Annotated in this window: 26 protein-coding genes; 11 read left to right on the top strand and 15 right to left on the bottom strand. The window is 58.1% G+C overall.

Annotation, left to right across the window (positions count from 1 at the left end):
- Positions 1-528: 528 nt before the first annotated feature.
- Together PU683_RS08205 and PU683_RS08200 are read left to right on the top strand one after the other, a co-directional pair.
- Complete coding sequence (locus PU683_RS08205; RefSeq protein WP_277171041.1) at positions 529-1,056, top strand: type IV secretion protein Rhs; 528 nt, start codon at positions 529-531, stop codon at positions 1,054-1,056.
- Between the two features lie 6 nt (positions 1,057-1,062).
- Positions 1,063-1,470 (top strand): putative T6SS immunity periplasmic lipoprotein, encoded by a 408-nt coding sequence (locus PU683_RS08200; RefSeq protein WP_277171040.1) that lies wholly within the window; start codon positions 1,063-1,065, stop codon positions 1,468-1,470.
- 35 nt (positions 1,471-1,505) lie between these two features.
- Here PU683_RS08200 and PU683_RS08195 read toward each other — a convergent pair whose 3' ends face one another.
- The 5 genes from PU683_RS08195 to PU683_RS08175 form a co-directional block, all read right to left on the bottom strand.
- Positions 1,506-2,057 carry a tetratricopeptide repeat protein gene (locus PU683_RS08195; protein WP_277171039.1) on the bottom strand — a complete coding sequence of 184 codons (552 nt, stop codon included), beginning with the start codon at positions 2,055-2,057 and terminating at the stop codon, positions 1,506-1,508.
- Between the two features lie 3 nt (positions 2,058-2,060).
- A complete protein-coding gene (locus tag PU683_RS08190; RefSeq protein WP_277171038.1) occupies positions 2,061-2,417 on the bottom strand; it encodes a hypothetical protein in 357 nt (118 codons plus the stop codon).
- Between the two features lie 228 nt (positions 2,418-2,645).
- Positions 2,646-3,347 carry an ArsR/SmtB family transcription factor gene (locus tag PU683_RS08185; protein WP_277171037.1) on the bottom strand — a complete coding sequence of 234 codons (702 nt, stop codon included), beginning with the start codon at positions 3,345-3,347 and terminating at the stop codon, positions 2,646-2,648.
- Positions 3,344-3,736 carry an amino acid-binding protein gene (locus PU683_RS08180; RefSeq protein ID WP_277171036.1) on the bottom strand — a complete coding sequence of 131 codons (393 nt, stop codon included), beginning with the start codon at positions 3,734-3,736 and terminating at the stop codon, positions 3,344-3,346. The genes PU683_RS08185 and PU683_RS08180 overlap by 4 nt, the downstream gene beginning before the upstream one ends.
- Position 3,737: 1 nt before the next feature.
- Positions 3,738-4,052, bottom strand: a complete 315-nt coding sequence (locus PU683_RS08175; RefSeq protein ID WP_277171035.1) for an antibiotic biosynthesis monooxygenase family protein — start codon at positions 4,050-4,052, stop codon at positions 3,738-3,740.
- Between the two features lie 219 nt (positions 4,053-4,271).
- Here PU683_RS08175 and PU683_RS08170 point away from each other — a divergent pair, with 219 nt between their 5' ends.
- Both PU683_RS08170 and PU683_RS08165 read left to right on the top strand, forming a co-directional pair.
- The gene (locus PU683_RS08170; protein WP_277171034.1) at positions 4,272-6,131 is read left to right on the top strand and encodes a beta-glucoside-specific PTS transporter subunit IIABC; all 1,860 of its coding nucleotides are present in this window, start codon (positions 4,272-4,274) and stop codon (positions 6,129-6,131) included.
- A 30-nt stretch (positions 6,132-6,161) separates the two neighbouring features.
- Positions 6,162-7,157, top strand: a complete 996-nt coding sequence (locus tag PU683_RS08165; protein ID WP_277171033.1) for a LacI family DNA-binding transcriptional regulator — start codon at positions 6,162-6,164, stop codon at positions 7,155-7,157.
- A gap of 78 nt (positions 7,158-7,235) precedes the next feature.
- Here PU683_RS08165 and PU683_RS08160 read toward each other — a convergent pair whose 3' ends face one another.
- Positions 7,236-8,096, bottom strand: a complete 861-nt coding sequence (locus PU683_RS08160) for an aldo/keto reductase family oxidoreductase (protein WP_277171032.1) — start codon at positions 8,094-8,096, stop codon at positions 7,236-7,238.
- 167 nt (positions 8,097-8,263) lie between these two features.
- Here PU683_RS08160 and PU683_RS08155 point away from each other — a divergent pair, with 167 nt between their 5' ends.
- A complete protein-coding gene (locus PU683_RS08155) occupies positions 8,264-9,217 on the top strand; it encodes a GGDEF domain-containing protein (protein ID WP_277171031.1) in 954 nt (317 codons plus the stop codon).
- On the opposite strand, the gene hycI is transcribed toward PU683_RS08155, so the two are convergent.
- The 9 genes from hycI to hycA form a co-directional block, all read right to left on the bottom strand.
- A complete protein-coding gene (gene hycI / locus PU683_RS08150; protein ID WP_277171030.1) occupies positions 9,218-9,673 on the bottom strand; it encodes a hydrogenase maturation peptidase HycI in 456 nt (151 codons plus the stop codon).
- Positions 9,666-10,076, bottom strand: a complete 411-nt coding sequence (locus PU683_RS08145; RefSeq protein WP_277171029.1) for a formate hydrogenlyase maturation HycH family protein — start codon at positions 10,074-10,076, stop codon at positions 9,666-9,668. The genes hycI and PU683_RS08145 overlap by 8 nt, the downstream gene beginning before the upstream one ends.
- Positions 10,076-10,840 carry an NADH-quinone oxidoreductase subunit B family protein gene (locus PU683_RS08140; RefSeq protein WP_277171028.1) on the bottom strand — a complete coding sequence of 255 codons (765 nt, stop codon included), beginning with the start codon at positions 10,838-10,840 and terminating at the stop codon, positions 10,076-10,078. Before PU683_RS08140 ends, PU683_RS08145 begins: the two co-directional genes overlap by 1 nt.
- Positions 10,840-11,382: a formate hydrogenlyase complex iron-sulfur subunit gene (locus PU683_RS08135; RefSeq protein WP_277171027.1), complete on the bottom strand. Its 543-nt coding sequence runs from the start codon at positions 11,380-11,382 to the stop codon at positions 10,840-10,842. Before PU683_RS08135 ends, PU683_RS08140 begins: the two co-directional genes overlap by 1 nt.
- Positions 11,383-11,399: 17 nt before the next feature.
- On the bottom strand, positions 11,400-13,109 hold the full coding sequence (gene hycE / locus PU683_RS08130; RefSeq protein WP_277171026.1) for a formate hydrogenlyase subunit HycE: 1,710 nt from the start codon (positions 13,107-13,109) through the stop codon (positions 11,400-11,402).
- Between the two features lie 12 nt (positions 13,110-13,121).
- Positions 13,122-14,048 carry a respiratory chain complex I subunit 1 family protein gene (locus PU683_RS08125; RefSeq protein WP_277171025.1) on the bottom strand — a complete coding sequence of 309 codons (927 nt, stop codon included), beginning with the start codon at positions 14,046-14,048 and terminating at the stop codon, positions 13,122-13,124.
- Between the two features lie 2 nt (positions 14,049-14,050).
- Positions 14,051-15,865, bottom strand: a complete 1,815-nt coding sequence (hycC, locus tag PU683_RS08120; protein ID WP_277171024.1) for a formate hydrogenlyase subunit 3 — start codon at positions 15,863-15,865, stop codon at positions 14,051-14,053.
- Positions 15,862-16,470 (bottom strand): 4Fe-4S dicluster domain-containing protein, encoded by a 609-nt coding sequence (locus PU683_RS08115; protein WP_277171023.1) that lies wholly within the window; start codon positions 16,468-16,470, stop codon positions 15,862-15,864. The genes hycC and PU683_RS08115 overlap by 4 nt, the downstream gene beginning before the upstream one ends.
- A 94-nt stretch (positions 16,471-16,564) precedes the next feature.
- Complete coding sequence (hycA, locus tag PU683_RS08110; protein WP_277171022.1) at positions 16,565-17,032, bottom strand: formate hydrogenlyase regulator HycA; 468 nt, start codon at positions 17,030-17,032, stop codon at positions 16,565-16,567.
- A 199-nt stretch (positions 17,033-17,231) separates the two neighbouring features.
- Between hycA and hypA the strand changes: the two genes are divergently transcribed.
- Genes hypA through flhA form a run of 6 tightly spaced genes read left to right on the top strand, consistent with a single transcriptional unit; the run spans position 17,232 to position 22,971 of the window.
- On the top strand, positions 17,232-17,579 hold the full coding sequence (gene hypA, locus PU683_RS08105; protein WP_277171021.1) for a hydrogenase maturation nickel metallochaperone HypA: 348 nt from the start codon (positions 17,232-17,234) through the stop codon (positions 17,577-17,579).
- Between the two features lie 3 nt (positions 17,580-17,582).
- A complete protein-coding gene (gene hypB, locus PU683_RS08100) occupies positions 17,583-18,455 on the top strand; it encodes a hydrogenase nickel incorporation protein HypB (RefSeq protein ID WP_277171020.1) in 873 nt (290 codons plus the stop codon).
- Positions 18,446-18,718, top strand: coding sequence for a HypC/HybG/HupF family hydrogenase formation chaperone (locus tag PU683_RS08095; protein ID WP_277171019.1), 273 nt, complete (start codon positions 18,446-18,448; stop codon positions 18,716-18,718). The genes hypB and PU683_RS08095 overlap by 10 nt, the downstream gene beginning before the upstream one ends.
- Positions 18,718-19,839: a hydrogenase formation protein HypD gene (gene hypD / locus PU683_RS08090; protein WP_277174237.1), complete on the top strand. Its 1,122-nt coding sequence runs from the start codon at positions 18,718-18,720 to the stop codon at positions 19,837-19,839. Before PU683_RS08095 ends, hypD begins: the two co-directional genes overlap by 1 nt.
- On the top strand, positions 19,836-20,846 hold the full coding sequence (gene hypE, locus PU683_RS08085; RefSeq protein WP_277171018.1) for a hydrogenase expression/formation protein HypE: 1,011 nt from the start codon (positions 19,836-19,838) through the stop codon (positions 20,844-20,846). The genes hypD and hypE overlap by 4 nt, the downstream gene beginning before the upstream one ends.
- Before the next feature lie 43 nt (positions 20,847-20,889).
- Positions 20,890-22,971: a formate hydrogenlyase transcriptional activator FlhA gene (flhA, locus tag PU683_RS08080; RefSeq protein ID WP_277171017.1), complete on the top strand. Its 2,082-nt coding sequence runs from the start codon at positions 20,890-20,892 to the stop codon at positions 22,969-22,971.
- Positions 22,972-23,094: the final 123 nt, after the last annotated feature.

The following is a 23,094-nucleotide window of genomic DNA, read 5'->3' as shown; positions in this document are numbered from 1 at the left end:
GGCGATCGAGACGGTTAGAACTGGGGCCGCCACGGTAAGAGATCACCTGAACCGCTTTGCCGATGTGGTGAGCGCCAGGATTGGCCGGGTTGATGGTAGCGTTTGATTTTTATTGCTCCAGGTCTGGCTGTTCGCTTCGAAGGCGTAGTCATCACAATATCGACCTTGCTGAAGTTATTCGGCTTTTGGGGAAGAAGGTGGCAATGCGCGCCTCGGTAGAGAACGGCTCTTTTTTATCTTGTGGCTGATAGGGTAATCCTTGCCAAAATACCAGGCTACAGCGCCGATCATCGCTGCAACCGCGATGCCCACTATCCCCCCCTAAAAGCGGCCTTAATCCGCCTCACAAAGTAATGTTTTAGCTGGCTTACGGTGCAAAACCTCCTTTATCAGGAATACCTTCCCGTGGACTGGCAGTATCGTTCGAAATTAATATTTTTCTTCGGATACTTTGAGATGTTGACTCTGGCTTTTCCCCTACAAATGGTGGTCTTATCCTGGTGTTTAGGGAAAACAGGGAGCATAAAGATGGAAACCAGGGAAGGCTTTGAAAGAGCGTTAACATGTGGGGAAGCTGTGCTGGCACGCTCTATATATGGCAATTCAATTTTTTATAACGACGTAAAAGTACATTGTGACAGTTACTTTCCATTTGGATTACAGCATCCGGCTTATGCTATGGCCCCAAATGGGGAGTTGTGGTTTCGAAAAGAGAGATATTTATCGGACTTCTCGCGAGGAAATGATGAATCTCAGCATACTTTCATACATGAAATGGCTCATGTCTGGCAGCACCAGAAAGGTATGTGGGTAAGGTTGAGCGGCCTTTTTAGCGGAGTTGCTGATTACACGTACCGCCTTGACGGTAAGAGGTTGCTTCATCACTACACGATGGAGCAACAAGCATCCATCATTGCTGACTATTGGTTGCTTCGAAAATTAGGGTATTCCAAATGGATTAAAAACGTACGCCTTATAAATTTCAGAGGTGTAACACATAAGACTCTCCTGCCAGAATACGAATATGCTCTTTCACACTTTTTAAACCAAAGGTAATTGCTGATGAAAAAAATGGTGTTAGTTAGCCTGTTAGTATTGTCGCTTGCAGCTTGCCATCAAAATCCACAGCCTCCACAGCTACGGGCAAAGGCTGTTACTAACGCTGATAATGTTTGTGTTCTTGTTCAACCTGAAGGCGATGAACAGGTGGTGATTGTCAAAATCTCAGAAGTCGGGAATCCGCAAAATACGCTTGAAAAATATGATATCAACGATATAGCTGCCACCTTTGATAGTTGCATGCCGACTTATGGCTATAAGTTTGAAAAAGGACACGCCTATAACTTCACCGTCTATCTCGATTCAGCCGAAAAAAGAAAGAAACTGATAATTCCCTCTTCACGCATATTCTCTATAGGCTTTGCCGTTCGGGATAATAACGGTATTACAGAAATATTTAGCGATAACTGATTTTGAGCCCAGCGGCTGGGCTCATATTTATTCCCTTACGGATAAATCGCCATCAGTACACTGCGTTTATCCTGCGAGAAGAGCGTGAAATCATCGCTTAGCGCCGGATTTTTTGTTAATAAACGCTGCTTAACCGTCGGAAACTTATCGTCGTTGGTAAAAAATAGCGCCATCAGATAATCCATATTTTCAATATGATTGTTTTCCGATTCGCTGATTACACGTTGATAGCACGTATCCTCTTTTTTACCCAAACGCTCTTTGAGCATGCACTCTTGCAACAATAATGAGGGATTAGCGTTGGCTCTGTTAACAGGCTCAAGATAATTGAGTGATTTCTGATAGTCTCCTCTGGAAGCAAGCAGGCTGGTATAACTGCGAATAACATTCACATTTTCAGGATTTTTGCGCGCGAGCTTGTCGAAATCCTCTAACACGGCAGGTTTATCCGCATCCTCTGACAGCGTGTACTTTTTCACCAGCTCAGAGGCTTGCTGTGTAGGTTCATCCTTATAGTTACTAACAGCTCTAACGCTCAAGCTGAAAATAGAAAAAAGGACGAAAAGGATTATCTTTTTTACGTTCATATCTTATCCTTGAAAAGCTGTTAGGTTTATGACTCGCTTTAAGCTGGCTGGAATCGGCGGTACTGTGCCAGTATACCCAGAATCATAAAAGTAACCTGCTTCGATTTCTAAGGCCGCGTTTCTGCTTGCTGCATCAGGAATAAAAAATGATGTATTCCCTATAACGACATCATCGACACCTACAGCCCAATGTTCGCCTCGTTTCCTCTCGAGCACATAGGTTTTACCATCAACATTGTTTCTCACCTTACACCAAAACAATAGATTCCCTGTCCCCACTGCTTTTGCTGCATTACTTTTCCCGGTCGCAGAGACACTAATTTTTTTGCCCCCAGAAATATTTTCGTCGCTAACGTTCAAATTAACAGAATAGCTGGCATGGGGATTCCTATACCTTCAATCCTTAAGTCAGCGATTGGTGAAAAAAAATTTTTTAGTAGCCATCATCACGTCCTTATTAATCACTATGGAACCTTTTTCAAGGGCTTAATCCTGGTACAGAGTCTTTATAGAGCCAAACACTTGCTCCAATAACGATGGTCACTACTGGTCACTTAAATTAACTATTCGTTCAATCACATTATTACTCTACTTTGCGGTTTTTATACCAAACACCCTGAACAGTGCGCTCGTTCCCTCTGCGGTAATTGTCACTTCGCGGTAACCCGGCGTGCGCTGTAACCAGCCGCGCTGTTCGCAGGCGATCAGCAGCGCGGCACCGGCATCGCCGCCGAGATGAAAGCGGCGCTCGCTCCAGTCGAGGCAGGCGCTACAGGGTTTGCGTCGGGTATGCGGGTCGAGCACCACGCCGAGCCTGGCAAGCTCGCGCCTGCCGGTGTCGGTGATCGCATCACCCGCATCGGTGATCCACCCCTCTCGCTGCATCACGCTGTAAATGCCGACGGCGATCTCACCGGCAAGGTGGTCGTAACAGGTACGCGCCCGACGTAGCGCCGGCGGCGTGCGGATGACGGGCGTTTTTGCGCCGCGCATCGAGACCCCCATCATATTTTCCAGCAGCCCGGCGACATCGTGACCCGCCAGCCGGTAGTAGCGATGCCGCCCCTGCGAGACGCACACCAGTAGCCCGCTGCTCAGCAGCTTGCCTAAGTGCGCGCTGGCCGTTGAGGCGGCAATATCAGCCACCGCACACAGCTCCGTTGCGGTCCACGCCCGCCCATCCATCAGCGCGCAGAGCATCCGCGCGCGTGACGGTTCTGCCATGGCGCTGGCGATAGCGGCAAGCGCGCTCTCCAGCGCTGGCGGTGAATTGTCGGCAGGTAAACTCATGCTTTTGAAACGTCCCAATGTTGTGTCACTTCGTGCGCCAGTGGATCATTATCGGTGAGCAGGATCAAGCGATTATCGTGATCGCTGTACTGCACCTCAATGTTGATCCCCGCTTTTGCCAGCGCGCGCGCAATCTCACCCAGCTCGCCCGGCCTCTCCTGCTTTAGCTTACGGATAAGCGGCTTTCTGATGCTCTGCACCGTAAAGCCTGCCGCCTTCAGCAGTTGCCCTGCGCGCGCGCCCTCTTCAACCAGAAAGTGAGCATGACACTGCGCGTTCACGCTAAACACGCCGCCCCCCTCCAGACCAACGCCATTGCGACCCAGCGTTTCGCCAAGCGCCGCCAGCGCACCGGGCGCGTTATCCAGCACAACATGAAGATCGTACATATCAGGCTCTCCTGTCGGTCGAGGCGTAGTCGCGCAGCACCTGTGCGACGCGAATGCGGTAAAACGAAAAGATGGTGCGCTGCCCTTCCGCCTGCGCAGCCTGGTGCAGAACGTTTTGCTTCCAGGCGATCACCGCCGCCTCATCCCGCCACCAGGAGAGGGATAACATCTTCCCCTCCCTGCTCAGGCTCTGAAAGCGCTCAATGTCGATAAAACCGTCAATCTCCGCCAGCTGCGGCTTAAGCTCTGCGGCAAGCTGCAAATAGCGCGGCTGCTCGCCGTGGGCAATATCCGCTTCAAATAACACTGCAATCATAGGTTACTCCCTCCACTGTTTCGTCTCGCCAGTGTTATGCAGCACGCGGTGCGATGCTTCGCCCGGCAACGAAATGTCGCCGCAGCGCCTCTTTTTTCGGAGTGATTTGGCTCGCAATTTTCCCTGAAACCGGTTGCAGCCGGGCCTCACCAGGCTAGCATGAAACCGGTTTCACCCAGTTACACCTACTCAGTTTCCGATAATAAAAGGTAAATAAAAATGGCCGTTATCAGGGATTACAATAAGTTAGCGAGCGATATCCTGCGGGAGGTCGGCGGTGAAGAGAACATCAGCAACTTCTCCCGCTGCGCCACCCGACTGCGCCTCGTCCTCAATGAAACGCCCGCCACTGCAAAAAGCAATGTCCAGAGCCTGCCCGGCGTGATTGCGGTCGTTGAGAGCGGCGGTCAGTTCCAGGTGGTGATTGGCACCCACGTCGCCGATGTATTCAACGCCCTGAGCGGCATGGTGAAAGAGCGCGGCGATGACGCACCGCCAGTGAAAACGCGCTGGCTCGATGCGGTGATCGCAACCATGTCGGCGGTGTTTGCCCCCATCGTCTATATTCTTGCCGCCGCCGGGATTTTGCAGGGTTTGCTGATCCTGCTCGGCCTTGCGGATGCGGATATCAAGTCCACCGGCACCTTTGCGGTGCTCAACTTTATGTCCTGGACGCCCTTCGCCTTTCTGCCGGTGTTTATTGCCATCACCGCCGCCCGCCACTTTAAGTGCAACCCGTTTATTGCCGTGCTCTGCTGCTGTGCGCTGATAAACCCGGAGTGGACGGCGCTGGCGGGCAAAATCGCCGCCGGTAACGACGTGAAGTTCCTCTTCTTCCCGCTGGCGGAAACGGTCTATACCTCCTCGGTGCTGCCGCCGCTGTTCCTCGTCTGGGCGCTGTCGTGGTTTGAACGCCGCGTGGAAAAATGGCTGCCGGAGGTGATAAGCCCTCTCTTTACGCCGCTTATTTGCTTTGTGGTGATTGTGCCGCTGACGCTGATTGTGATTGGGCCGCTGACCAGCTGGGCGGCGATCGGTGTGGCAAATGGCTATAACGCCCTGTTCCACGCTGCACCAGCGCTGGCGGCTGCGATTATTGGCGGCGTCTGGCAGGTGATTGTGATTTTTGGCGTTCACTGGGGCATTACGCCGGTGATCATGGCCAACTTCGACACCCAGGGGTATGACTCCTTCCAGGCCTACCAGACCATCGCGGTGATTGGCCAGATGGCGGCGGTCTTCGGCGTGTTTATCAAAAGCCGTAACAAACAGCTGAAAGCCACCTCGCTTTCGGCGGGCGTCACCGCCATTTTCGGCATTACCGAACCGGCGATTTACGGCGTTACGTTGCGCTTTAAAAAGCCCTTTATCTGCGGCTGTATTGGCGGTGCCATCGGCGCGGTGGTCGCCAGCCTGTTTGGCAGCCTCTATTATGCCTATGCCGCGCTGCCGGGTCTCTTTACGCTGGTGAACGCCATCAGCCCCGATGCGCCGATGTCCTTTATCGGTGAACTGGCCGGTGCCGCAACGGCCATTGTGCTCACCGTGGTGATGGTGCAGTTTGTTGGTTTTGACGATCCCGTTGAAGAGAGGCCCGCAGAGCAGAAACCCGCGACGGTCACCGTCGGTACACTGCAAATGCTCAGCCCGATCAAAGGCGAAGTGATTGCGCTGGAGAGCGTGAAAGATGAAGCCTTTGCTGGCAAAGTGCTGGGCGATGGCATCGCGATTGTGCCCGCTGAGGGAAAAGTGGTCGCGCCGTGCGATGCGCAGGTCGCGACATTAATTGACTCTCATCACGCTATCGGCCTGATTTGTGACAATGGGGCAGAATTACTGATCCATGTTGGCCTGAATACCGTTAATTTACAGGGACAATACTTTACGCCGCTGGTTAAAGAGGGTGACCGGGTGATCGCAGGCACACCTCTGCTGGCATTCGATAAGGCGAAAATTGAGCAGGCCGGGTATGATTTAACAACGCCGGTGCTGGTGGTGAACAGCGATGAGTTCACGCTTACCCGCCACCAGTCACAAGGTGCCGTCACGGCGGGAGCGCCGCTGATGTCACTGGCCTGACAAGAGAGATAACACGAGCGAGGATGAAGAATGGTAACGATACTGGATGTCGCACGGCTGGCAGGCGTCTCCAAAGCGACGGTATCGCGTGCGCTGAACGGCAAAGTCTTTGTCCGCGAAGAGGTCAAAGCCCGCATTATGCAGGCGATTGACGAAACGGGTTACAAGCCAAACCAACTGGCGCGCAACCTTGCCAATAATAAAACCAACTCCGTCGGACTGGTGATCACTAACGGGCTCTATAACGGCCCGTTCTTCTCCAGCATGATTTACCATGCGGCGACCGACAGTGAAATGCACGGTCGGCAGCTGGTGCTGGCGGATGGAAAACACAGCGCACAAGAGGAGCGCGACGCCATCGACCTGCTGCTGTCGCTGCGCTGTGAAGCGATCCTCATCTACCCGAAATACCTGACGGTCGACGAGCTGGATGAGATTATCGATACCAGCCAGACGCCAATTGTGGTGATTAACCGCGAGCTGACCCGCAACCGCAGCCAGTGCGTGTTTGTTGACCACCAGCAGAGCAGCGAAAGGATGGTGGCGTATCTGCTGGCGCAGGGGCATCGGCGTATTGCCTTTGTCGCCGGTTCCGAGGGTTCACCCACCGGCGACAGCCGTCTGGCGGGGTATCACCAGGCGCTGCGTCACGCCGGCATTGAGCCGGACCCGCAGTTGCTGGTGCGGGGAAGCTGGAGCACCGACAGCGGTTATGAAGCCGGGCGTGAGCTGCTGGCGCGCAATGTGTCATTCAGCTGTGTGCTGGCCGCGAATGACGATATGGCGATTGGCGTGGCGAAAGCGTGTCAGGAGGCCGGGCTGCGCCTGCCGGAGGATCTCTCCCTCGCGGGGTTCGATGACTCGGTGATTGGCAAATATTACAACCCGGCGCTCACCACCCTGCATGTGCCGATGGATGAGATGATCCGCCACGCGGTGGCGATCCTCTTGTTGCCGGATGAGACGCCCCCGCGCGCCCATCAGGGCGAGCTGGTGTGCCGCGAGTCGGTGGTGAAGGTGGGGTAATGGTTGAGTCTTTTGTCAGCCAGATATCTTTTGTAGGCCGGATAAAGCGTCAGCCGCCATCCGGCAATACCCGGCGCGCTACGCGCCGATGCTGTTTAACGTCTCCAGCGCCTCGCGCGGTAATACCAGCTTAGCGCTGACGAGGTTCTCCTGCAGATGCTGCGGAGAGGAGGTCCCCGGGATCAGCAAAATATTGGGCGAACGCTGTAACAACCACGCCAGCGCCACCTGCATTGGCGTTGCATCAAGCTCTGCCGCCACTGCATTGAGTTCGCTTGATTGCAGCGGCGAAAAACCGCCAAGCGGGAAGAACGGCACAAAGGCGATGCCCTGCTCATTCAGCGTATCAATCAGCGCGTCATCCTGGCGGTTTGCCACGTTATAGAGGTTCTGCACGCAGGCGATGGGCGTCATCTTCTGCGCGTCCGCCACCTGTTTTGCCGTCACATTACTCAGACCAATATGGCGAATCAGCCCGCGATCTTTGAGCTTGATTAAGGTCTCAAGCGGCGCCTCCAGCGACCCTTCTGCCGGGCCGTGAGCGCTGAACATCGCGCGCAGGTTCACCACATCCAGCACATCCAGCGCGAGATTACGCAGGTTATCTTCAACCGCGCGGGTCAGCTCTTCATCGCTAAAAGCGGGCAGCCAGTTGGCTTTTTCATCGCGGCGCGCGCCAACTTTGGTGACAATCGTCAGGTTGTCCGGGTAGGGATGCAGCGCCTGCTTAATCAACTTATTGGTAACGTGCGGGCCGTAAAAATCACTGGTATCAATATGCGTAACCCCGGCGGCCACCGCATCGCGCAGCACCTGCAGGGCGCGCGCCTCGTCGGCCGGCGGGCCAAACACGCCAGGGCCTGCGAGCTGCATTGCACCGTAACCCAGACGACCCACTTCGTTGTCGCCCAGACGATAAGTAAGCGAAAGTTCAGACATAGCATTGCTCCTGTGTGTTAAGTCAGTCGATTGTAGGCGGCGCGTCTGAAGGCGGCAATGTACCTTTTGTGCGAAGGGTAAAGCCGTGCCTCAAGCCTTGGATATATAACGCAATCGTTACAAGAAATGTCTACACTTGAGAAAACAGGCCTTATCGAGGATGTCATATGATTTTTCCGGCTATGCCAGTCAACGAAAGAGAGCGTCTGCACTCTCTATACATGATGGATCTGCTTGATAAAAAAGATGACGAGCGCTTCGATCGCTTAACCCGCATGGCGAAAACCACCTTCGATGTGCCAATTGCGGTGATTAGCCTGCTCGACCGCGATCGACAGTGGCTGCTGTCACGCGGCGGTATTGATACTCATGAAACCCCGCGCAACCTCTCTTTCTGCGCCCACGCCATTCTTGAAGAGGGTGTCTTTATTGTGAAAGACACCCAGATGGATCCGCGCTTTGCCGATAACCCCTTTGTTACCGGCGAACCGTGGGTGCGTTTTTACGCCGGCTGCCCGGTGCGCCTTCCGGATGGCGCGATTGCCGGTACCATCTGCATTATCGATACCTATCCGCGCCCCTTCTCCAGCGCGGAGATCAACACCCTGCTCGATTTCGCCGCCATTGTCGAAGATGAGTTTTTGATTCTCAGCATGGCGATGACCGATTCACTGACCGGCATGCCCAACAGCCGCGGCTTTTACCGCTCCGGCGAGAAGCGCTTCAACTGGTCAAAAGAGCACAACACGCCCTTCAGCCTGCTCTATTTCAGCCTCGACAACCTGAAATCGATCAACGAAGTATTGGGCAGTAAAGAGGGGGATGCGGTGGTGAAAACCTTTGCCAGCACGCTGACGAAATGCCTGCAGGAGCAGGATATCGCCGCGCGCATGGGCGGCGGGGAGTTTGCGGTGCTGCTCAGTAATAGCGCCGGGCATGATGTCGATGCCTTCCTCTTCGATCTGCAAACGCGAATGGACGCGCTGGAGGCAAACGGCGCTAAAAACTACCACATCAACTACTCTCACGGCGTAATTGAACAGGATGAGAAGTACACCACCCTGCGCGACATGCTGGAGGAGAGCGGCAAAGTGATGTACGCGGAAAAACGTCGCCGTTAATCAAAGGGGATCGAAACCGGCCTGCCCTTGCCAGCCATCCAGCCGCTGATAAATGGTCTCTACCGCCGCCTTCACTGGCGGCGTCATCGGGTAGCAAAAGCCTACGATATCAGGCTGAATGCCGAGAAAAATCACCTCACCGACATCCTCTTTCAGCTGATCGATCAGGTAGTTGAGCGGCATATTGTGGGTGGTCATCATAAACATGTCGGCGATGTCATCCGGGTTAACCACGCGGATTTCGCCGGGGTTAAGCCCCATATCCGTCGCGTCGACCAGCAGCAGCCGCGTCGGGCGCAAATCACGGATCGCGGCGACATCATTCTCCGGCGCGCTGCCGCCATCAATCACCAGCCACTCCCCCGCAGGCTTAGCGGCACACATCTCCGCCAGCAGCGGACCTGCGCCATCGTCGCCCATCATGCTATTGCCGACACAGAGTAAAACGTCAGTCACGTAACCTCCTGACCATCAGATAGATGGCGCTCTCCTGGTAAATATCATGCAGCATCGACAGTAGCGCATGGCTCCACGCCTGCTGCGTGGCGCTTTGCTGCGCCAGCGCGCGGTCAAAGGCGTTGGCCAGCAGCATCACATGATTCGTGTCGATGACGATTTCGCCGTAGCGCGGCACCCCTTCCATTTTTCGCCGCGCTTCGCTGCCCGCGTCGAGAGTGGCGATCCACGCCAGGTACTCCTCCCACGAGCAGGTGAGCGCCGCCTCCAGACAGTCGATCACCCCAAGATGGTGACCAATAGCCAGACTGTAGTAGACCACCTGCTGCGCCTGCGGCGGCGTCGCCTCATTTTCGTCGATAAATTTGCGCCGCAGCTGACTAAAGACCACCGTTTCGCCCATCAGATTTTCGCCTCCTGCACCACCTGGTTAAGGTGGCTGACAATCTCCGTCAGGCGCGGATCGTTCTCCTGCGCCAGCCAGTTCATTACCTCATGCTCGCCAAGGGTACGCAGGCGCAGGTAGTCATCAGCGATCTGGCGGCCATAGCGGTAACCCGCCAGCCGGCGCGCGGTGCGATCCACTTTGACCCGCAGCGGCTGCACCATCTGCGGGTGAAGGATCTCTGCTGGCTGATCGTCCTGCTCGCCGGGAAGACGGGCGTGAATTTTCTGCTCCAGCAGCCCAAGCGCCATAGCAAAGCCATACAGCGTAGCGGCGGGCGTCGGCGGGCAGCCAGGAATATAGACATCCACCGGCACGATCTTGTCCGTACCACCCCAGACACAGTAGAGATCGTGGAAGATCCCCCCGCTGTTACCGCAGGCGCCGTAGGAGATGCAGATCTTCGGATCCGGTGCCGATTGCCAGGCGCGTAACGCCGGGGAGCGCATCGCACGCGTCACCGCGCCGGTAAAGAGCAAAATATCCGCGTGACGCGGCGACGGCACTACCTTGATACCGAAACGTTCGGCGTCGAACAGCGGCGAAAGAGTAGCGAAAATTTCGATTTCACAGCCGTTGCAGCCGCCGCAATCGACGCGGTACACGTAGGCTGAGCGTTTGATCTTCTTCAACAACGAGGTTTTCATGCTGGCGATGGACTCCTCCACCGTCAATGGCAGCGGAATGCCCTGTGCGTCGCGCGGTCCAATAAGCTGGCTCATTAGCTGGCCTCTCTCATATGGCGGGTCAATTCAATACGGTCGGTTGGTACCAGGCACTGCTGGCGTTTGCAGGCGGGGCAGGTTTCAAAGCTTGCGCGGTGCGCTTCGGCGTGGGTATCGCCATTGTGCGCCAGCAGCGCGATGGCGTAATCGATCTCTTTCTGCACGGCAAAGGGGCGCGCGCATTCACGACACTGGCAGAGCTCAAAGCGCGACTGTTGCAAAAAGTCGGCCTTGTTCCACACTGCCAGCTCATACTCCTGCGACAGAGTAATCGCCGCCGTCGGGCAGACCTCTTCGCAGCGGGCGCAGAAGATGCAGCGTCCGAGATTAAACTGCCAGGCCTGCTCGCCGGTGGCGAGGTCGGTCTCCACCGTCAGCGCATTGGAGGGGCAGGCATTGACGCACGCCGCGCAGCCGATGCACTGCTGCGGGTTGTGCTGCGGCTTACCGCGAAAATTTTTATCAACCGGCATCGGCGACAGCGGATAACTGCTGGTCGGGGCGCCGGTTTTGATCACTTTTTTGATAAAGGTAAACATGGCTTGCAACGCTCCTTCTATTTCAGCGGCGAGTGCTTACGCTCAATGCTGTAGCGCTCCAGCTCTTTGTACGGCACCACCTGGCTCTTTTTCTTACGCACATCCACCACCGTCATGCGGTCGGTGCAGGAGTAGCAGGGATCGAGGCTGCCGATAATCAGCGGTGCGTCAGAGACACTATTCCCGCGCAGCATGTAGCGCAGGGTTGGCCAGTTGGCGTAAGTCGCCGCACGGCAGCGCCAGCGGTAGAGCTTCTGGTTGTCGCCGGTCATGCTCCAGTGGATATCATCCCCGCGTGGCGCTTCAGAAAAGCCGAGAGCAAAGCGGTGCGGAATATAGGTAAAGCCCTCCACCATCAGCGGGCCGCCGGGCAGGTTATCGAGACCGAAATCAATCATGTTCAGGGCGGTAAAGACTTCATTGATACGCACTTTCAGGCGTGAAATCACATCACAGCCCTGCTCAGTGTGGACGGTCATTGGCAGCAGGCCATAGCCGACAAAGGGGTGATCGGCGCGGGTATCGCGGGCGTGCCCACTGGCACGCACCATCGGGCCGACGTTACTGAAGTCGCGGGCAATTTGCGGGTCAAGGCGGCCAATACCGACCGTGCGCTGCTCAATGTTGGGCGTGCTTAACAACATATCGACCAGCTCCTGCACATCGCGGCGCATCTGCTGCGCCAGCTGGCGGGTCTGGATCATCTCATCTTTAAGCATGTCACGACGGATGCCGCCAATCAGGTTCAGGCCGTAGGTTTTACGCGCCCCGGTCAGGATCTCCGCCATCTTCATTGAGGTTTCACGCACGCGGAAGAACTGCATAAAGCCAGAGTCGAAGCCGACAAAGTGGCAGGCCAGGCCGAGGTTGAGCAGGTTGGAGTGCAGGCGCTCAACCTCAAGCAAAATGGCGCGGATCATCTGCGCGCGCTCCGGCACCACAATGCCCATCGCGTTCTCCACCGAGGTGGTGTACGCCGTACTGTGGGCGAAGCCGCAAATCCCGCAAACGCGATCCGACAGGAAGGTCACTTCGTTATAACCCATGCGGGTTTCTGCCAGCTTTTCCATCCCGCGGTGGACATAGAACATGCGGTAGTCGGCGTCGATAATGGTCTCGCCATCGACAAACAGGCGGAAATGGCCCGGTTCGTCGGAGGTGACATGCAGCGGACCAATCGGCACCACATTGTTCTTCTTATCGCCCAGTTCGTTAATGAACTCGTAGGTTTCCGCGTCAGTGGTCGGTGCGGGGCGCTGGCGGTAATCCATGCTGTCTTTACGCAGCGGATAGAGTTCATCCGGCCAGTCGTCGGGCAGCACCAGACGGCGCTCATCCGGCAGGCCTACCGGGATGAGCCCATACATATCGCGCACTTCGCGCTCACCCCACACCGCCGCCGGCACGCGCGGCGTGACCGATGGATACTCCGGTTTCAGGGCATCCACCTCGACGCGCACCGTGATCCAGCACTTCACGCCCTGCTCCATCGACAGCACGTAGTAAACAGCGAAGTGACCGTTGAGCTTGCGCTCATCGTTGCCAAACAGTACCGACAGCCAGCCGCCCTGCTGGTAGTAGAGGAACTCAACCACTTCCGGCAAATAGTTGGTTTTGACGGTCAGGGTCAGCTGATCCTTCGTCTGCCACGCACTCTCCAGCACCACGCCGGGGAATTTCTCATGCAGCGCGGCAAGGTAGTGTTGGCCGATCTTTTCTTCAGACATAGATGAACTCTCTTAATAGGTCGCCAGCAAGGAGACAAAGGCCAGCAAGGCGACGCCAAAACCGGCCCAGGTGACGCGCGAGGCGGCAACGAAACGCAGGCGTGCCATGCTGTTTTCAAATAGCGCAATCACCAACACGCCGAGCAGCAGCTTCAGTAGTGCGGCAACCAGCGCCAGCAGCAGCCCGCCGACGCTGAAGGTGGTCAGCTGCCCCCACGGCAAAAAGACGCCGACAAAGAGTTGCAGCACCACCAGTTGTTTCAGGCTGATGCCCCACTTGAGGATCGCGAAGCCGCTGCCGCTGTACTCGGAGAGCGGCCCCTCCTGCAACTCCTGCTCCGCTTCTGCCAGATCGAACGGCAGTTTGCCCATCTCAATAAAGGTGGCGAAGGCGCAGGCGCAGAGCGCCAGAAAGAGCGGCAGGCTGGCGTGCAGCGGCCAGTGATAAACGGTGTCGGTGATGTGGGTGAGATGGGTCGAACCGGCGACCAGCGCCGCGACCCACAACCCCAACAGCAGGATCGGCTCCACCAGCACGCCGAGCATCGCTTCGCGGCTGGCGCCCAGCCCGGTAAAGGGGCTGCCGGTATCCAGCCCGGCAATGGCGAAGAAGAAGCGGGCAATGGCGAAGAGGTAGATGAGCGTGATCAGATCGCCGAGTTGCGGCAGCGGTGAGGCTACCGTCACCACCGGCAGCGCGGTAGCGACTGTCAGCATTACGCCAACCATCACCAGCGGCGTCAGGCGAAAGACCCAGCCGGAGGCCGCAGGAGCGACGCTCTGCCGCCCGAGCAGTTTGAACAGATCGCGATACTCCTGCAGCACCCCCGGCCCGCGCCGGTTATGCAGACGCGCACGCGCCACACGGCTTATGCCGGAAAGCAGCGGCGCAAGGGCAAACAGCACCAGCGCCTGTACAACAGCAAACAGAAAACTCATCTTCAGGCTCCTCGGGAAATCACCACAACCACCAGCACCGCCAGTTCAATCAGCGCCAGGCGACGAAACAGCAGCGGTGCGGCGTCGCCCCGCCAGGCAGGCAGCGAGAGCGTTGGCTCCAGCCATTTGCGCAGGGCGAAAAATGGTGCGAAGGCAGCTTTAACCGGCATCGCAAAACCGTGGGCGGTGATAACCATTGACGCTTCGTGGTCGTAACCACACACCCACGCTGCCCCCCGTCGGCGGGAGGGCAGACGATCGCCCTTCAGCAGCAGGAGCAGCACCACTGGCAGCAGGGTCGCGGCAATCAGCAGCAGGGCGATCATCGGTTGCGACACCACGGTGTTCGCCGTTTCAAGCGGCAGCGGCACGGCACTGAACAGGCGCGGCAGCAGCCACGGCGCGGCAACACCGCCTGCCACACAGCAGATCGCCAGCGCCGCCACGCTGGCACGCATTAGCCACGGCAGCGGGCGCGGGGTTTCCGCCTGCGCGCTACGCGGTGCGCCAAGGAAGGTGACGCCATAGACTTTGGCCATGCACATCACCGCCAGCGCGCCGGTGATCGCCAGCCCGACCGCCAGCAGCGGCCCCATCAGCTGCAGGAGAAAATTGCCGCTGGCGCTTAAGCGGAAGAAGGCCTGGTAGATCACCCACTCCCCGGCAAAACCGTTCAGCGGCGGCAGCGCGGCCATCGCCATCAGGCCAACCAGCATCGCCAGCGAAATAAGCGGCATGCGTTTACCGAGGCCGCCCAGTTTTTCGATATCGCGAAAGCCAGTGGCAAACCACAGCGCGCCCGCGCCAAGAAACAGCGTGCTCTTAAACAGGCTATGGTTGAAAAGATGATAGAGGGCACCGACCAGCCCGAGCGCCACCAGCGCGGGCTGGCGCAGCGCAAGCCCGGTGATACCCGCGCCCAGGCCAAGCAGAATGATGCCGATGTTCTCCAGCGTGTGGTAAGCCAGCAGCCGCTGAATGTTGTGCTCCATCAACGCGTAAAGCCCGCCGACAAAAGCGGTCAGCAGACCAAACGCCAGTAGCAGCACGCCCCACCACAGCGGCGGTTGTCCGCCGAGCAGCGAGAGGGTCAGCACGCCAAACAGGCCAACTTTCATCACCACGGCGGAGAAGAGCGCCGCCGCCGGGGCCGGGGCGTTGGCGTGGGCCTGCGGCACCCAGGCGTGTAGCGGGATGATCCCCGCCAGCAGGCCAAAACCGATGACGCCGAGCAGCCAGAGGCCGCCGCTCAGGGGATGCAGGCTCAGCACGGTCAAATCAAGTGTCTGATAGCGCTGCCACAGCAGCCAGCAGACCAGTGCCAGCAGCAGCGTGCCGAGACGCCCGAGCGCAAACCAGAGTTTGCCGGAGGCGCTGCACCCGGTGAGGAACACCGCGCAGAGCGCCATGATCTCCGCCATCACCACCAGCGCGCCGAGGCTAGCCGCGCTGACTGCGCAGATCGCCCCCGCCAGCAGGAGGTTAATCAGCAGGCCGTTGGCTTTCACCGCCTGATGTCGGTGCCACGCCAGATTATAGAGGCTGATAAAGACGCCGCAGACGCCAAGCGTCAGCAGCCAGACTGCGCTCAGCGGGGTGAGCAAAAGCGGAAGGTTAATCAGCGGCACGATACCCCTCACGGTTTGCCCGTTGAGCAGTACGCCAGCCCCGGCCACCGTCACCAGCATGCAGCCAGCCGTACCCCCAAGGCCCGCGAAGAAGCCGCTCACGGCTTTGAACGCACTCAGCAGGCCCGCCAGCAGCGCTGCGCAGCTCAGCGTGATGACCGCGGTGCTTAGCAAAGAGAAAAGCGTCATTTTGCACTCCCGTTATTCTGCGCAAACAGCGCCAGATCGCCGTAGTCGCTATTAAGGGTCTGTTCGCGTTTGCGGCGGCTGGCGCGATTGATATCGCGCGGGCTGACCAGATGCAGCGCCCTGGTCGGGCACATGCGCACGCAGGCCGGGCCGTCGGCGTCGAAAGAGCAGAGGTCGCACTTCACGGCGATGGCGCGCACGCCCGGCACCCAGTCGAGCAGCGAGCTTACTTTCGCAGGCATCGGCGGTGCGGCGGGCGCTTTCGGGGTGTTGACGTTGGCCGGAATATCCAGCGGTCGGCTGCCGGAAAACTCAATCGCGCCGAACGGGCAGGCAATCGCGCAGAGCTTACAGCTGACGCAGAGGCTCTCATTGAGCTGCACCGCGCCGTCGACACGGTTGATGGCGTTCACCGGGCAGACGCCGGCACAGGGCGCGTCTTCACAGTGGTGGCACTGCTGCGGCGCGGATTCATGTTGGTTGCGCATGACGCGCAGGCGCGGCATAGCCTGTAGCCCATATGCGCGGTGCGTCTCGGCGCAGGCCGCCTCGCAGGTGTGGCAACCAATACAGAGCGCCGGGTCGGCAATTACAAAACGGTTCACCAGTCGATCCTCAGGTGACTCGCCCGCTTACGGGCAGTCATTTTTGACGAAACATGTCGACGAGTGTCATCTCGACACCCGTCGACACTCCAGCTCAGGCCAGCACCGACGAGTGCCCGTCGCGGGCAAGCGTGGTGAGGTTGATCGGCGTATCTGCTTCCATCGCGGTATAGAGGTTGTCGTACACGGCGGCGAGTTTGCCGAGGTAGTGATCAAGCACTTTTTCGCGATCGCGGACCTCAATCAGAGCATCAATTTTTCCGTCGCTGGTGAGCCGCGCCTCGGCGATTACGCGCTTCTCTTCACTGCCTTTATTGGCAATCGCGTACTCAATGGTGTGGCCGTTAAAGCCGCCGCTCAGGGTGATGTAAACCATGAAGTGATCGAACAGTACGAAGCAGAGCTGCTGCTCCGGCGCACAGCCGATGGTGTGATGCAAACGCGCTTTGGAGAGCGTAATGCCCTGAACCAGCGTATTGCAGTAACTGCGCCACGCCTCTTGCAGACGGTGGTGCCGTCCGGCGATGTAATCCGCCTTTTCGCTAATTTCCCAAATCGTCATCTCAGCTTACCCGCTTAATAGAAACAACGAGGGTTAAGCATCATCCATGCCAATTTTTAAGATGCTGATATGTATAGGTATTAATAAAAACCAATCGGGATTTCGACGTGTCATCTCGTCAGTGTCGTCATCGTCACCGTGATTAAACCGGGGGTGGCACTGTTATTGCATTAACAGGCGAAAGTCATCAGGAGGCGTTATGCATGAAATCACGCTGTGCCAGCGCGCGCTGGAAGTGATTGAACAACAGGCAGCGGCAAATGGCGCACGCAAGGTTACCGCCGTCTGGCTAAAGGTGGGCGCATTTTCTTGCGTCGAAACGGACGCTTTAACGTTTTGTTTTGATCTGGTCTGCCGCGGCAGCCTGGCGGAAGGTTGTAGACTGCATATCGAACAACAACAGGCCGAGTGCTGGTGCGAATCCTGCCAGCAGTATGTGACGTTACTCAGTCAGCGTGTCCGCCGCTGTCCACAATGCCACAGCGACCAGTTGCAGATCGTCGCCGACGACGGTATGCAAATTCAGCGACTGGAAATTGAGGAGTAAGCAATGTGTACGACATGTGGTTGTCAGGATGGAAACCGCTATATAGAAGGCGATGAACATAACCCCCACTCTGCCTTTCGCAGCGCCCCCTTCGCCCCGGCGACGCGCCCGGCGCTGACCATTACCGGGGTAAAAACCGATGCTTTCAGCCCGACTCAGCTTAATGAGGGCGACCTGCATTATGGTCACGGCGAAGCGGGAACCCACGCGCCGGGCATCAGCCAGCGGCGGATGCTGGAAGTTGAGATCGACGTGCTGGATAAAAACAACCGCATCGCCGCCCGCAACCGCGCACGCTTCGCGGCCCGCCAACAGCTGGTGCTCAATCTCGTCTCCAGCCCCGGCTCCGGTAAAACCACCCTGCTCACTGAAACCCTGCTGCGCCTGAAAAACCGCCTCCCCTGCGCGGTGATTGAGGGCGATCAGCAAACCGTTAACGACGCCGCGCGCATCCGCGCCACCGGCACGCCGGCGATTCAGGTTAATACCGGTAAGGGCTGCCACCTCGACGCGCAGATGATTGCCGATGCCGCGCCGCGTCTGCCGCTGGCTGAGCAGGGCATTCTGTTTATCGAAAATGTCGGTAACCTCGTCTGCCCGGCGAGTTTCGATCTCGGTGAGCGGCATAAAGTGGCGGTGCTCTCCGTGACCGAAGGCGAGGATAAGCCGCTCAAATATCCGCATATGTTCGCCGCCGCCTCGCTGATGCTGCTGAATAAAGTCGATCTGCTCCCCTACCTCAACTTCGATGTTGCGCAGTGCATCGCTTACGCGCGGGAGGTGAACCCTGAGATTGAGATCCTGCTGGTTTCCGCCACCAAAGGCGACGGTATGGATGCGTGGCTGGAGTGGCTGGAGGCGCAACGATGTGCATAGGCGTTCCGGGGCAAATCTGTGCCATTGACGGCCTGCAGGCGAAAGTCGATGTCAGCGGCGTCCAGCGTAATGTTGATTTGACGCTGGTCGGCAGTGAAGATGAGCAGGGTCGCTCGCGTATCGGCCAGTGGGTGCTGGTGCATGTCGGCTTTGCTATGAGCGTTATCAACGAAGCGGAGGCGCGTGAAACGCTGACGGCGCTGCAAAATATGTTTGATGTTGAGCCGGATGTCGGTGCCCTGCTCTACGGCGAGGAGGGATGATGCGCTTTGTCGATGAATACCGCGCGCCGGAGCAGGTGATGCAGCTTATCGCCCGCCTCAAGGAGCGCGCCACACAGCTCGCTTACACCGCCGCGCGCCCGCTGCGCATTATGGAGGTGTGCGGCGGCCACACCCATGCCATTTTCAAATTCGGCCTCGACCAGTTGCTGCCGGAGAATATTGAGTTTATCCACGGCCCCGGCTGCCCGGTCTGCGTCTTACCGATGGGGCGCATCGATACTTGCGTGGAGATCGCCAGCCACCCGGAGGTGATCTTCTGCACTTTCGGCGACGCGATTCGCGTGCCGGGCAAAAACGGCTCACTGTTACAGGCGAAGGCGCGCGGCGCGGATGTGCGTATCGTCTACTCCCCGCTCGATGCGCTGGCGCTGGCGGAGAAAAACCCGCAGCGCAAGGTGGTCTTTTTCGGCCTCGGTTTCGAAACCACCATGCCCGCCACCGCGATTACGCTACAGCAGGCGAAAGCGCGCGACATCAACAACTTCTGGTTCTTCTGTCAGCACATCACGCTCATTCCGACCCTGCGCAGCCTGCTTGCGCAGCCCGATAACGGCATCGACGCCTTTCTCGCCCCCGGCCACGTCAGCATGGTGATTGGCACCGACGCCTACACCTTTATCGCCGATGAGTTTCAGCGCCCGCTGGTGGTCGTCGGTTTTGAGCCGCTCGACCTGTTACAGGGGGTGCTAATGCTGGTCGAGCAGAAGCTTGCCGCCCATAGCCGGGTGGAGAATCAGTACCGCCGCGTGGTGCCGGACGAGGGCAACCGGCGGGCGCAAGAGGCGATTGCCGGGGTGTTCACCGTGCGTGGCGACAGCGAGTGGCGCGGGCTGGGGATAATTGGTGAATCGGGCGTGCATCTGACTCCCCCCTATCAGCGTTTTGATGCTGAAGCCCATTTCCAGCCGGCGGTACAGCAGGTGTATGACGACCCGCGCGCCCGCTGCGGCGACGTGCTGACCGGGCGCTGCAAACCGCACCACTGCCCGCTGTTTGGCAAAACCTGTAATCCACAAAGCGCTTTTGGCGCGCTGATGGTCTCCTCCGAAGGGGCCTGCGCCGCCTGGTATCACTACCGCGCTCAGGAGTGTGAAGTATGAATGAGGTTCAGATGGCGCACGGCAGCGGTGGCCAGGCGATGCAGCAGTTGATAGGCGAACTCTTTATGCAGGCCTTTGCCAACCCCTGGCTGGCTGAGCAGGAGGATCAGGCGCGCCTCGATCTCACGGCACTGGCGGCGGGCGGCGACAGGCTCGCCTTCTCGACCGACAGCTATGTGATTGACCCGCTGATTTTCCCTGGCGGCGATATCGGTAAACTCGCCGTCTGCGGTACCGCCAATGATGTGGCGGTCAGCGGCGCGATCCCGCGCTACCTCTCCTGCGGCTTTATCCTCGAAGAGGGGTTGTCGATGGCAACGTTAAAACAGGTGGTCGAAAGCATGGCAATGACCGCCCGTAACGCCGGGATCAATATTGTCACCGGCGACACCAAAGTGGTGCAGCGCGGCGCGGCGGATAAGCTCTTTATTAATACCGCCTGTATTGGCGCGATCCCCGCCACCATTCGCTGGGCAGCGGCCTCGTTACAGCCGGGCGATGTGCTGCTGGCAAGCGGTACGCTCGGCGACCACGGCGCGACGATCCTCAACCTGCGTGAAGGGCTGGGGCTGGACGGGGAGTTAACCAGCGACTGCGCGGTGCTGACACCGTTAATCGGGACGCTGCGCGATCTGCCCGGTGTGAAAGCCCTGCGCGATGCGACGCGCGGCGGCGTCAACGCGGTGGTGCATGAGTTTGCCGCCGCCTGCGGATATGGCATTGAATTACAAGAGAGCAAATTGCCCATTAACCCGGCGGTGCGCGGCGTCTGTGAACTGCTGGGGCTGGATGCGCTTAACTTTGCCAATGAAGGCAAACTGCTGATCGCCGTCGCGCGTGACTGCGCCGAACTGGCGCTCAGCCGTTTACGCGCCCACCCTTTAGGTAAAGATGCAGCGATGATTGGTGAAGTCGTTGAACAACAAGGCGTGCGAGTAGCCGGGCTTTACGGCGTAAAACGCCTGTTAGATCTCCCCCACGCGGAGCCGTTACCGCGGATCTGCTAGTTGTTATTTTTCACACCCTCTGGTGTGTTTCTGGATGAGCAAAATGTCGTATACACCGATGAGCGATCTCGGACAGCAAGGGCTTTTCGATATCACGCGGATTTTATTACAGCAGCCGAACGTGGCGGCACTCAGCGAAACGCTGGCGCAGCTGGCGCGTCAGGCGGGGCTGGCGCAGGGCGCGGCGATTGTGCTGTGGCATGCGGATAGCCACCGGGCAAGCCGCTACAGTGTTCAGCCCCCGGAAAATGGCGCGGAGTATGGCGATCAGGCGCTGCTGGCGAGCGGGCCGGTGCGGCATATTCTCTCTCACCCGCAGACGCTGCACTGCACGGCGGCACTGTTTAACGAAACCTGGCCCGCCCTTGCCGCAGGCGGGCTCTACCCGCCTTTCGCCCACTACGCGCTGCTGCCGCTGGCAGCGGAGGGGCAGATTTTAGGCGGCTGCGAGTTCTTCCGCTATGATGACCAGCCATGGAGCGAGCGCGAACTTGATCGCCTTAATACGCTAACGCAACTCGTCGCGGTGGTGACCGAACAGTTGCAAAACCGCGACCGGCGCACGCCGGACTATGCGCTGCTCAGCCAGGAGCGTAATGATTACCGCATCCTCGTCGCCATCACCAATGCCGTGCTCTCCCGGCTGCATATGGATGAGCTGGTGAGCGAAGTGGCCAAAGAGATCCACTACTACTTCGGCATTGACGCCATTAGCCTTGTGCTGCGCGGCAGCCGCAAAGGCAAGCTGACCATCTACTCCACCCACTATCTGGATGAGGCCAACCCGACGCACGAAACCCAGGAAGCGGACGAGGCGGGAACGCTGACGGAGCGCGTATTTCTGAGTAAAGAGATGCTGCTGCTCAACCTGCACGAGCGCGACAAGCTTGCGCCCTATGAGCGGATGCTGTTTGAGACCTGGGGCAACCAGATCCAGACGCTCTGCCTGCTGCCGCTGATGTCGGGCAAAAATTTGCTCGGCGTGCTGAAGCTGGCGCAGTGCCAGAAAGAGGTCTTTACCCAGGCAAACCTCAAGCTGCTGCGCCAGATCGCCGAGCGTATCGCCATTGCGGTGGATAACGCGCTCGCCTACCAGGAGATCCATCGCCTGAAGGAGCGGCTGGTGGATGAGAACCTTGCGCTGACCGAGCAGCTTAATAAAGTCGACAGCGAGTTTGGCGAGATCATTGGCCGCAGCGAGGCGATGTCGCGGGTGCTGAAACAGGTGGAGATGGTAGCCCGCAGTAACAGTACGGTGCTGATCCTCGGCGAAACCGGCACCGGCAAGGAGCTGATTGCCCGTGCTATCCACAATCTGAGCGAGCGCAATAGCCGCCGGATGGTGAAGATGAACTGCGCGGCGATGCCGGCAGGTCTTATGGAGAGCGATCTTTTTGGTCATGAGCGCGGCGCGTTTACCGGCGCCAGCGCCCAGCGTATCGGCCGCTTTGAGTTGGCAGATAAGAGCTCGCTGTTTCTTGATGAAGTGGGCGATATGCCGCTTGAGCTACAACCGAAGCTGCTGCGCGTCTTGCAGGAGCAGGAGTTTGAGCGGCTCGGCAGTAACAAGCTGATCCGCACCGATGTGCGGTTGATCGCCGCCACCAATCGCGATCTGAAGAAGATGGTCGCCGATCGCGAGTTTCGCAGCGATCTTTACTACCGCCTGAATGTGTTTCCTATCCAGCTTCCGTCGCTGCGCGAACGCCCGGAAGATATTCCGCTGCTGGTGAAAGCCTTCACCTTCAAAATTGCCCGCAAGATGGGACGCAATATTGACAGCATACCGGCAGAAACGCTGCGGGTGCTGAGCGCGATGGAGTGGCCGGGGAATGTGCGCGAGCTGGAGAATATGATTGAGCGAGCGGTGCTGCTGACGCGCGGTAATGTGTTGCAGCTTTCGATGGCGGAGATCGCCATGCCGCCCGCGACGGTGGCTCCGCCCGCCGAGTCACCGCGCGACGGGGAGGATGAGTATCAGCTGATTGTGCGTGTTTTAAAGGAGACCAACGGCGTGGTCGCCGGGCCGAAAGGTGCCGCGCAGCGGCTGGGGCTGAAGCGAACAACGCTGCTCTCAAGGATGAAGCGGCTGGGGATTGATAAAGATGATTTGTCGGGTGGGTAAGTTGTGGCACACCATGCCGGATGGCGCTTACGCTTATCCGGCCTACGCCGTTTCAGAAATAGGTTTTTTGTAGGCCGGATAAGGCGCAGCCGCCATCCGGCAATGATGACGCGCTGATAATGC

Source organism: Candidatus Kosakonia sp. 282A-S69 (assembly GCF_029433855.1).
Taxonomy (GTDB): Bacteria; Pseudomonadota; Gammaproteobacteria; order Enterobacterales; family Enterobacteriaceae; genus Kosakonia; species Kosakonia cowanii_A.
The sequence above is the reverse complement of the archived record's forward strand: the minus strand, read 5'-3'. Positions and strand labels throughout refer to the sequence as shown.

Coding starts and splice junctions, on each gene's coding strand:
- PU683_RS08195 (WP_277171039.1), bottom strand. CDS start 2,057: ATGAACGTAAAAAAGATAATCCTTTTCGTCCTTTTTTCTATTTTCAGC.
- PU683_RS08205 (WP_277171041.1), top strand. CDS start 529: ATGGAAACCAGGGAAGGCTTTGAAAGAGCGTTAACATGTGGGGAAGCT.
- PU683_RS08175 (WP_277171035.1), bottom strand. CDS start 4,052: ATGATTGCAGTGTTATTTGAAGCGGATATTGCCCACGGCGAGCAGCCG.
- flhA (WP_277171017.1), top strand. CDS start 20,890: ATGTCGTATACACCGATGAGCGATCTCGGACAGCAAGGGCTTTTCGAT.
- PU683_RS08170 (WP_277171034.1), top strand. CDS start 4,272: ATGGCCGTTATCAGGGATTACAATAAGTTAGCGAGCGATATCCTGCGG.
- PU683_RS08140 (WP_277171028.1), bottom strand. CDS start 10,840: ATGAGCCAGCTTATTGGACCGCGCGACGCACAGGGCATTCCGCTGCCA.
- PU683_RS08200 (WP_277171040.1), top strand. CDS start 1,063: ATGAAAAAAATGGTGTTAGTTAGCCTGTTAGTATTGTCGCTTGCAGCT.
- PU683_RS08095 (WP_277171019.1), top strand. CDS start 18,446: ATGTGCATAGGCGTTCCGGGGCAAATCTGTGCCATTGACGGCCTGCAG.
- PU683_RS08125 (WP_277171025.1), bottom strand. CDS start 14,048: ATGAGTTTTCTGTTTGCTGTTGTACAGGCGCTGGTGCTGTTTGCCCTT.
- hycA (WP_277171022.1), bottom strand. CDS start 17,032: ATGACGATTTGGGAAATTAGCGAAAAGGCGGATTACATCGCCGGACGG.
- PU683_RS08145 (WP_277171029.1), bottom strand. CDS start 10,076: ATGGGCGAAACGGTGGTCTTTAGTCAGCTGCGGCGCAAATTTATCGAC.
- PU683_RS08165 (WP_277171033.1), top strand. CDS start 6,162: ATGGTAACGATACTGGATGTCGCACGGCTGGCAGGCGTCTCCAAAGCG.
- hycC (WP_277171024.1), bottom strand. CDS start 15,865: ATGACGCTTTTCTCTTTGCTAAGCACCGCGGTCATCACGCTGAGCTGC.
- PU683_RS08135 (WP_277171027.1), bottom strand. CDS start 11,382: ATGTTTACCTTTATCAAAAAAGTGATCAAAACCGGCGCCCCGACCAGC.
- hypD (WP_277174237.1), top strand. CDS start 18,718: ATGCGCTTTGTCGATGAATACCGCGCGCCGGAGCAGGTGATGCAGCTT.
- hypB (WP_277171020.1), top strand. CDS start 17,583: ATGTGTACGACATGTGGTTGTCAGGATGGAAACCGCTATATAGAAGGC.
- hypE (WP_277171018.1), top strand. CDS start 19,836: ATGAATGAGGTTCAGATGGCGCACGGCAGCGGTGGCCAGGCGATGCAG.
- hycE (WP_277171026.1), bottom strand. CDS start 13,109: ATGTCTGAAGAAAAGATCGGCCAACACTACCTTGCCGCGCTGCATGAG.
- PU683_RS08180 (WP_277171036.1), bottom strand. CDS start 3,736: ATGTACGATCTTCATGTTGTGCTGGATAACGCGCCCGGTGCGCTGGCG.
- hypA (WP_277171021.1), top strand. CDS start 17,232: ATGCATGAAATCACGCTGTGCCAGCGCGCGCTGGAAGTGATTGAACAA.
- PU683_RS08155 (WP_277171031.1), top strand. CDS start 8,264: ATGATTTTTCCGGCTATGCCAGTCAACGAAAGAGAGCGTCTGCACTCT.
- PU683_RS08185 (WP_277171037.1), bottom strand. CDS start 3,347: ATGAGTTTACCTGCCGACAATTCACCGCCAGCGCTGGAGAGCGCGCTT.
- PU683_RS08160 (WP_277171032.1), bottom strand. CDS start 8,096: ATGTCTGAACTTTCGCTTACTTATCGTCTGGGCGACAACGAAGTGGGT.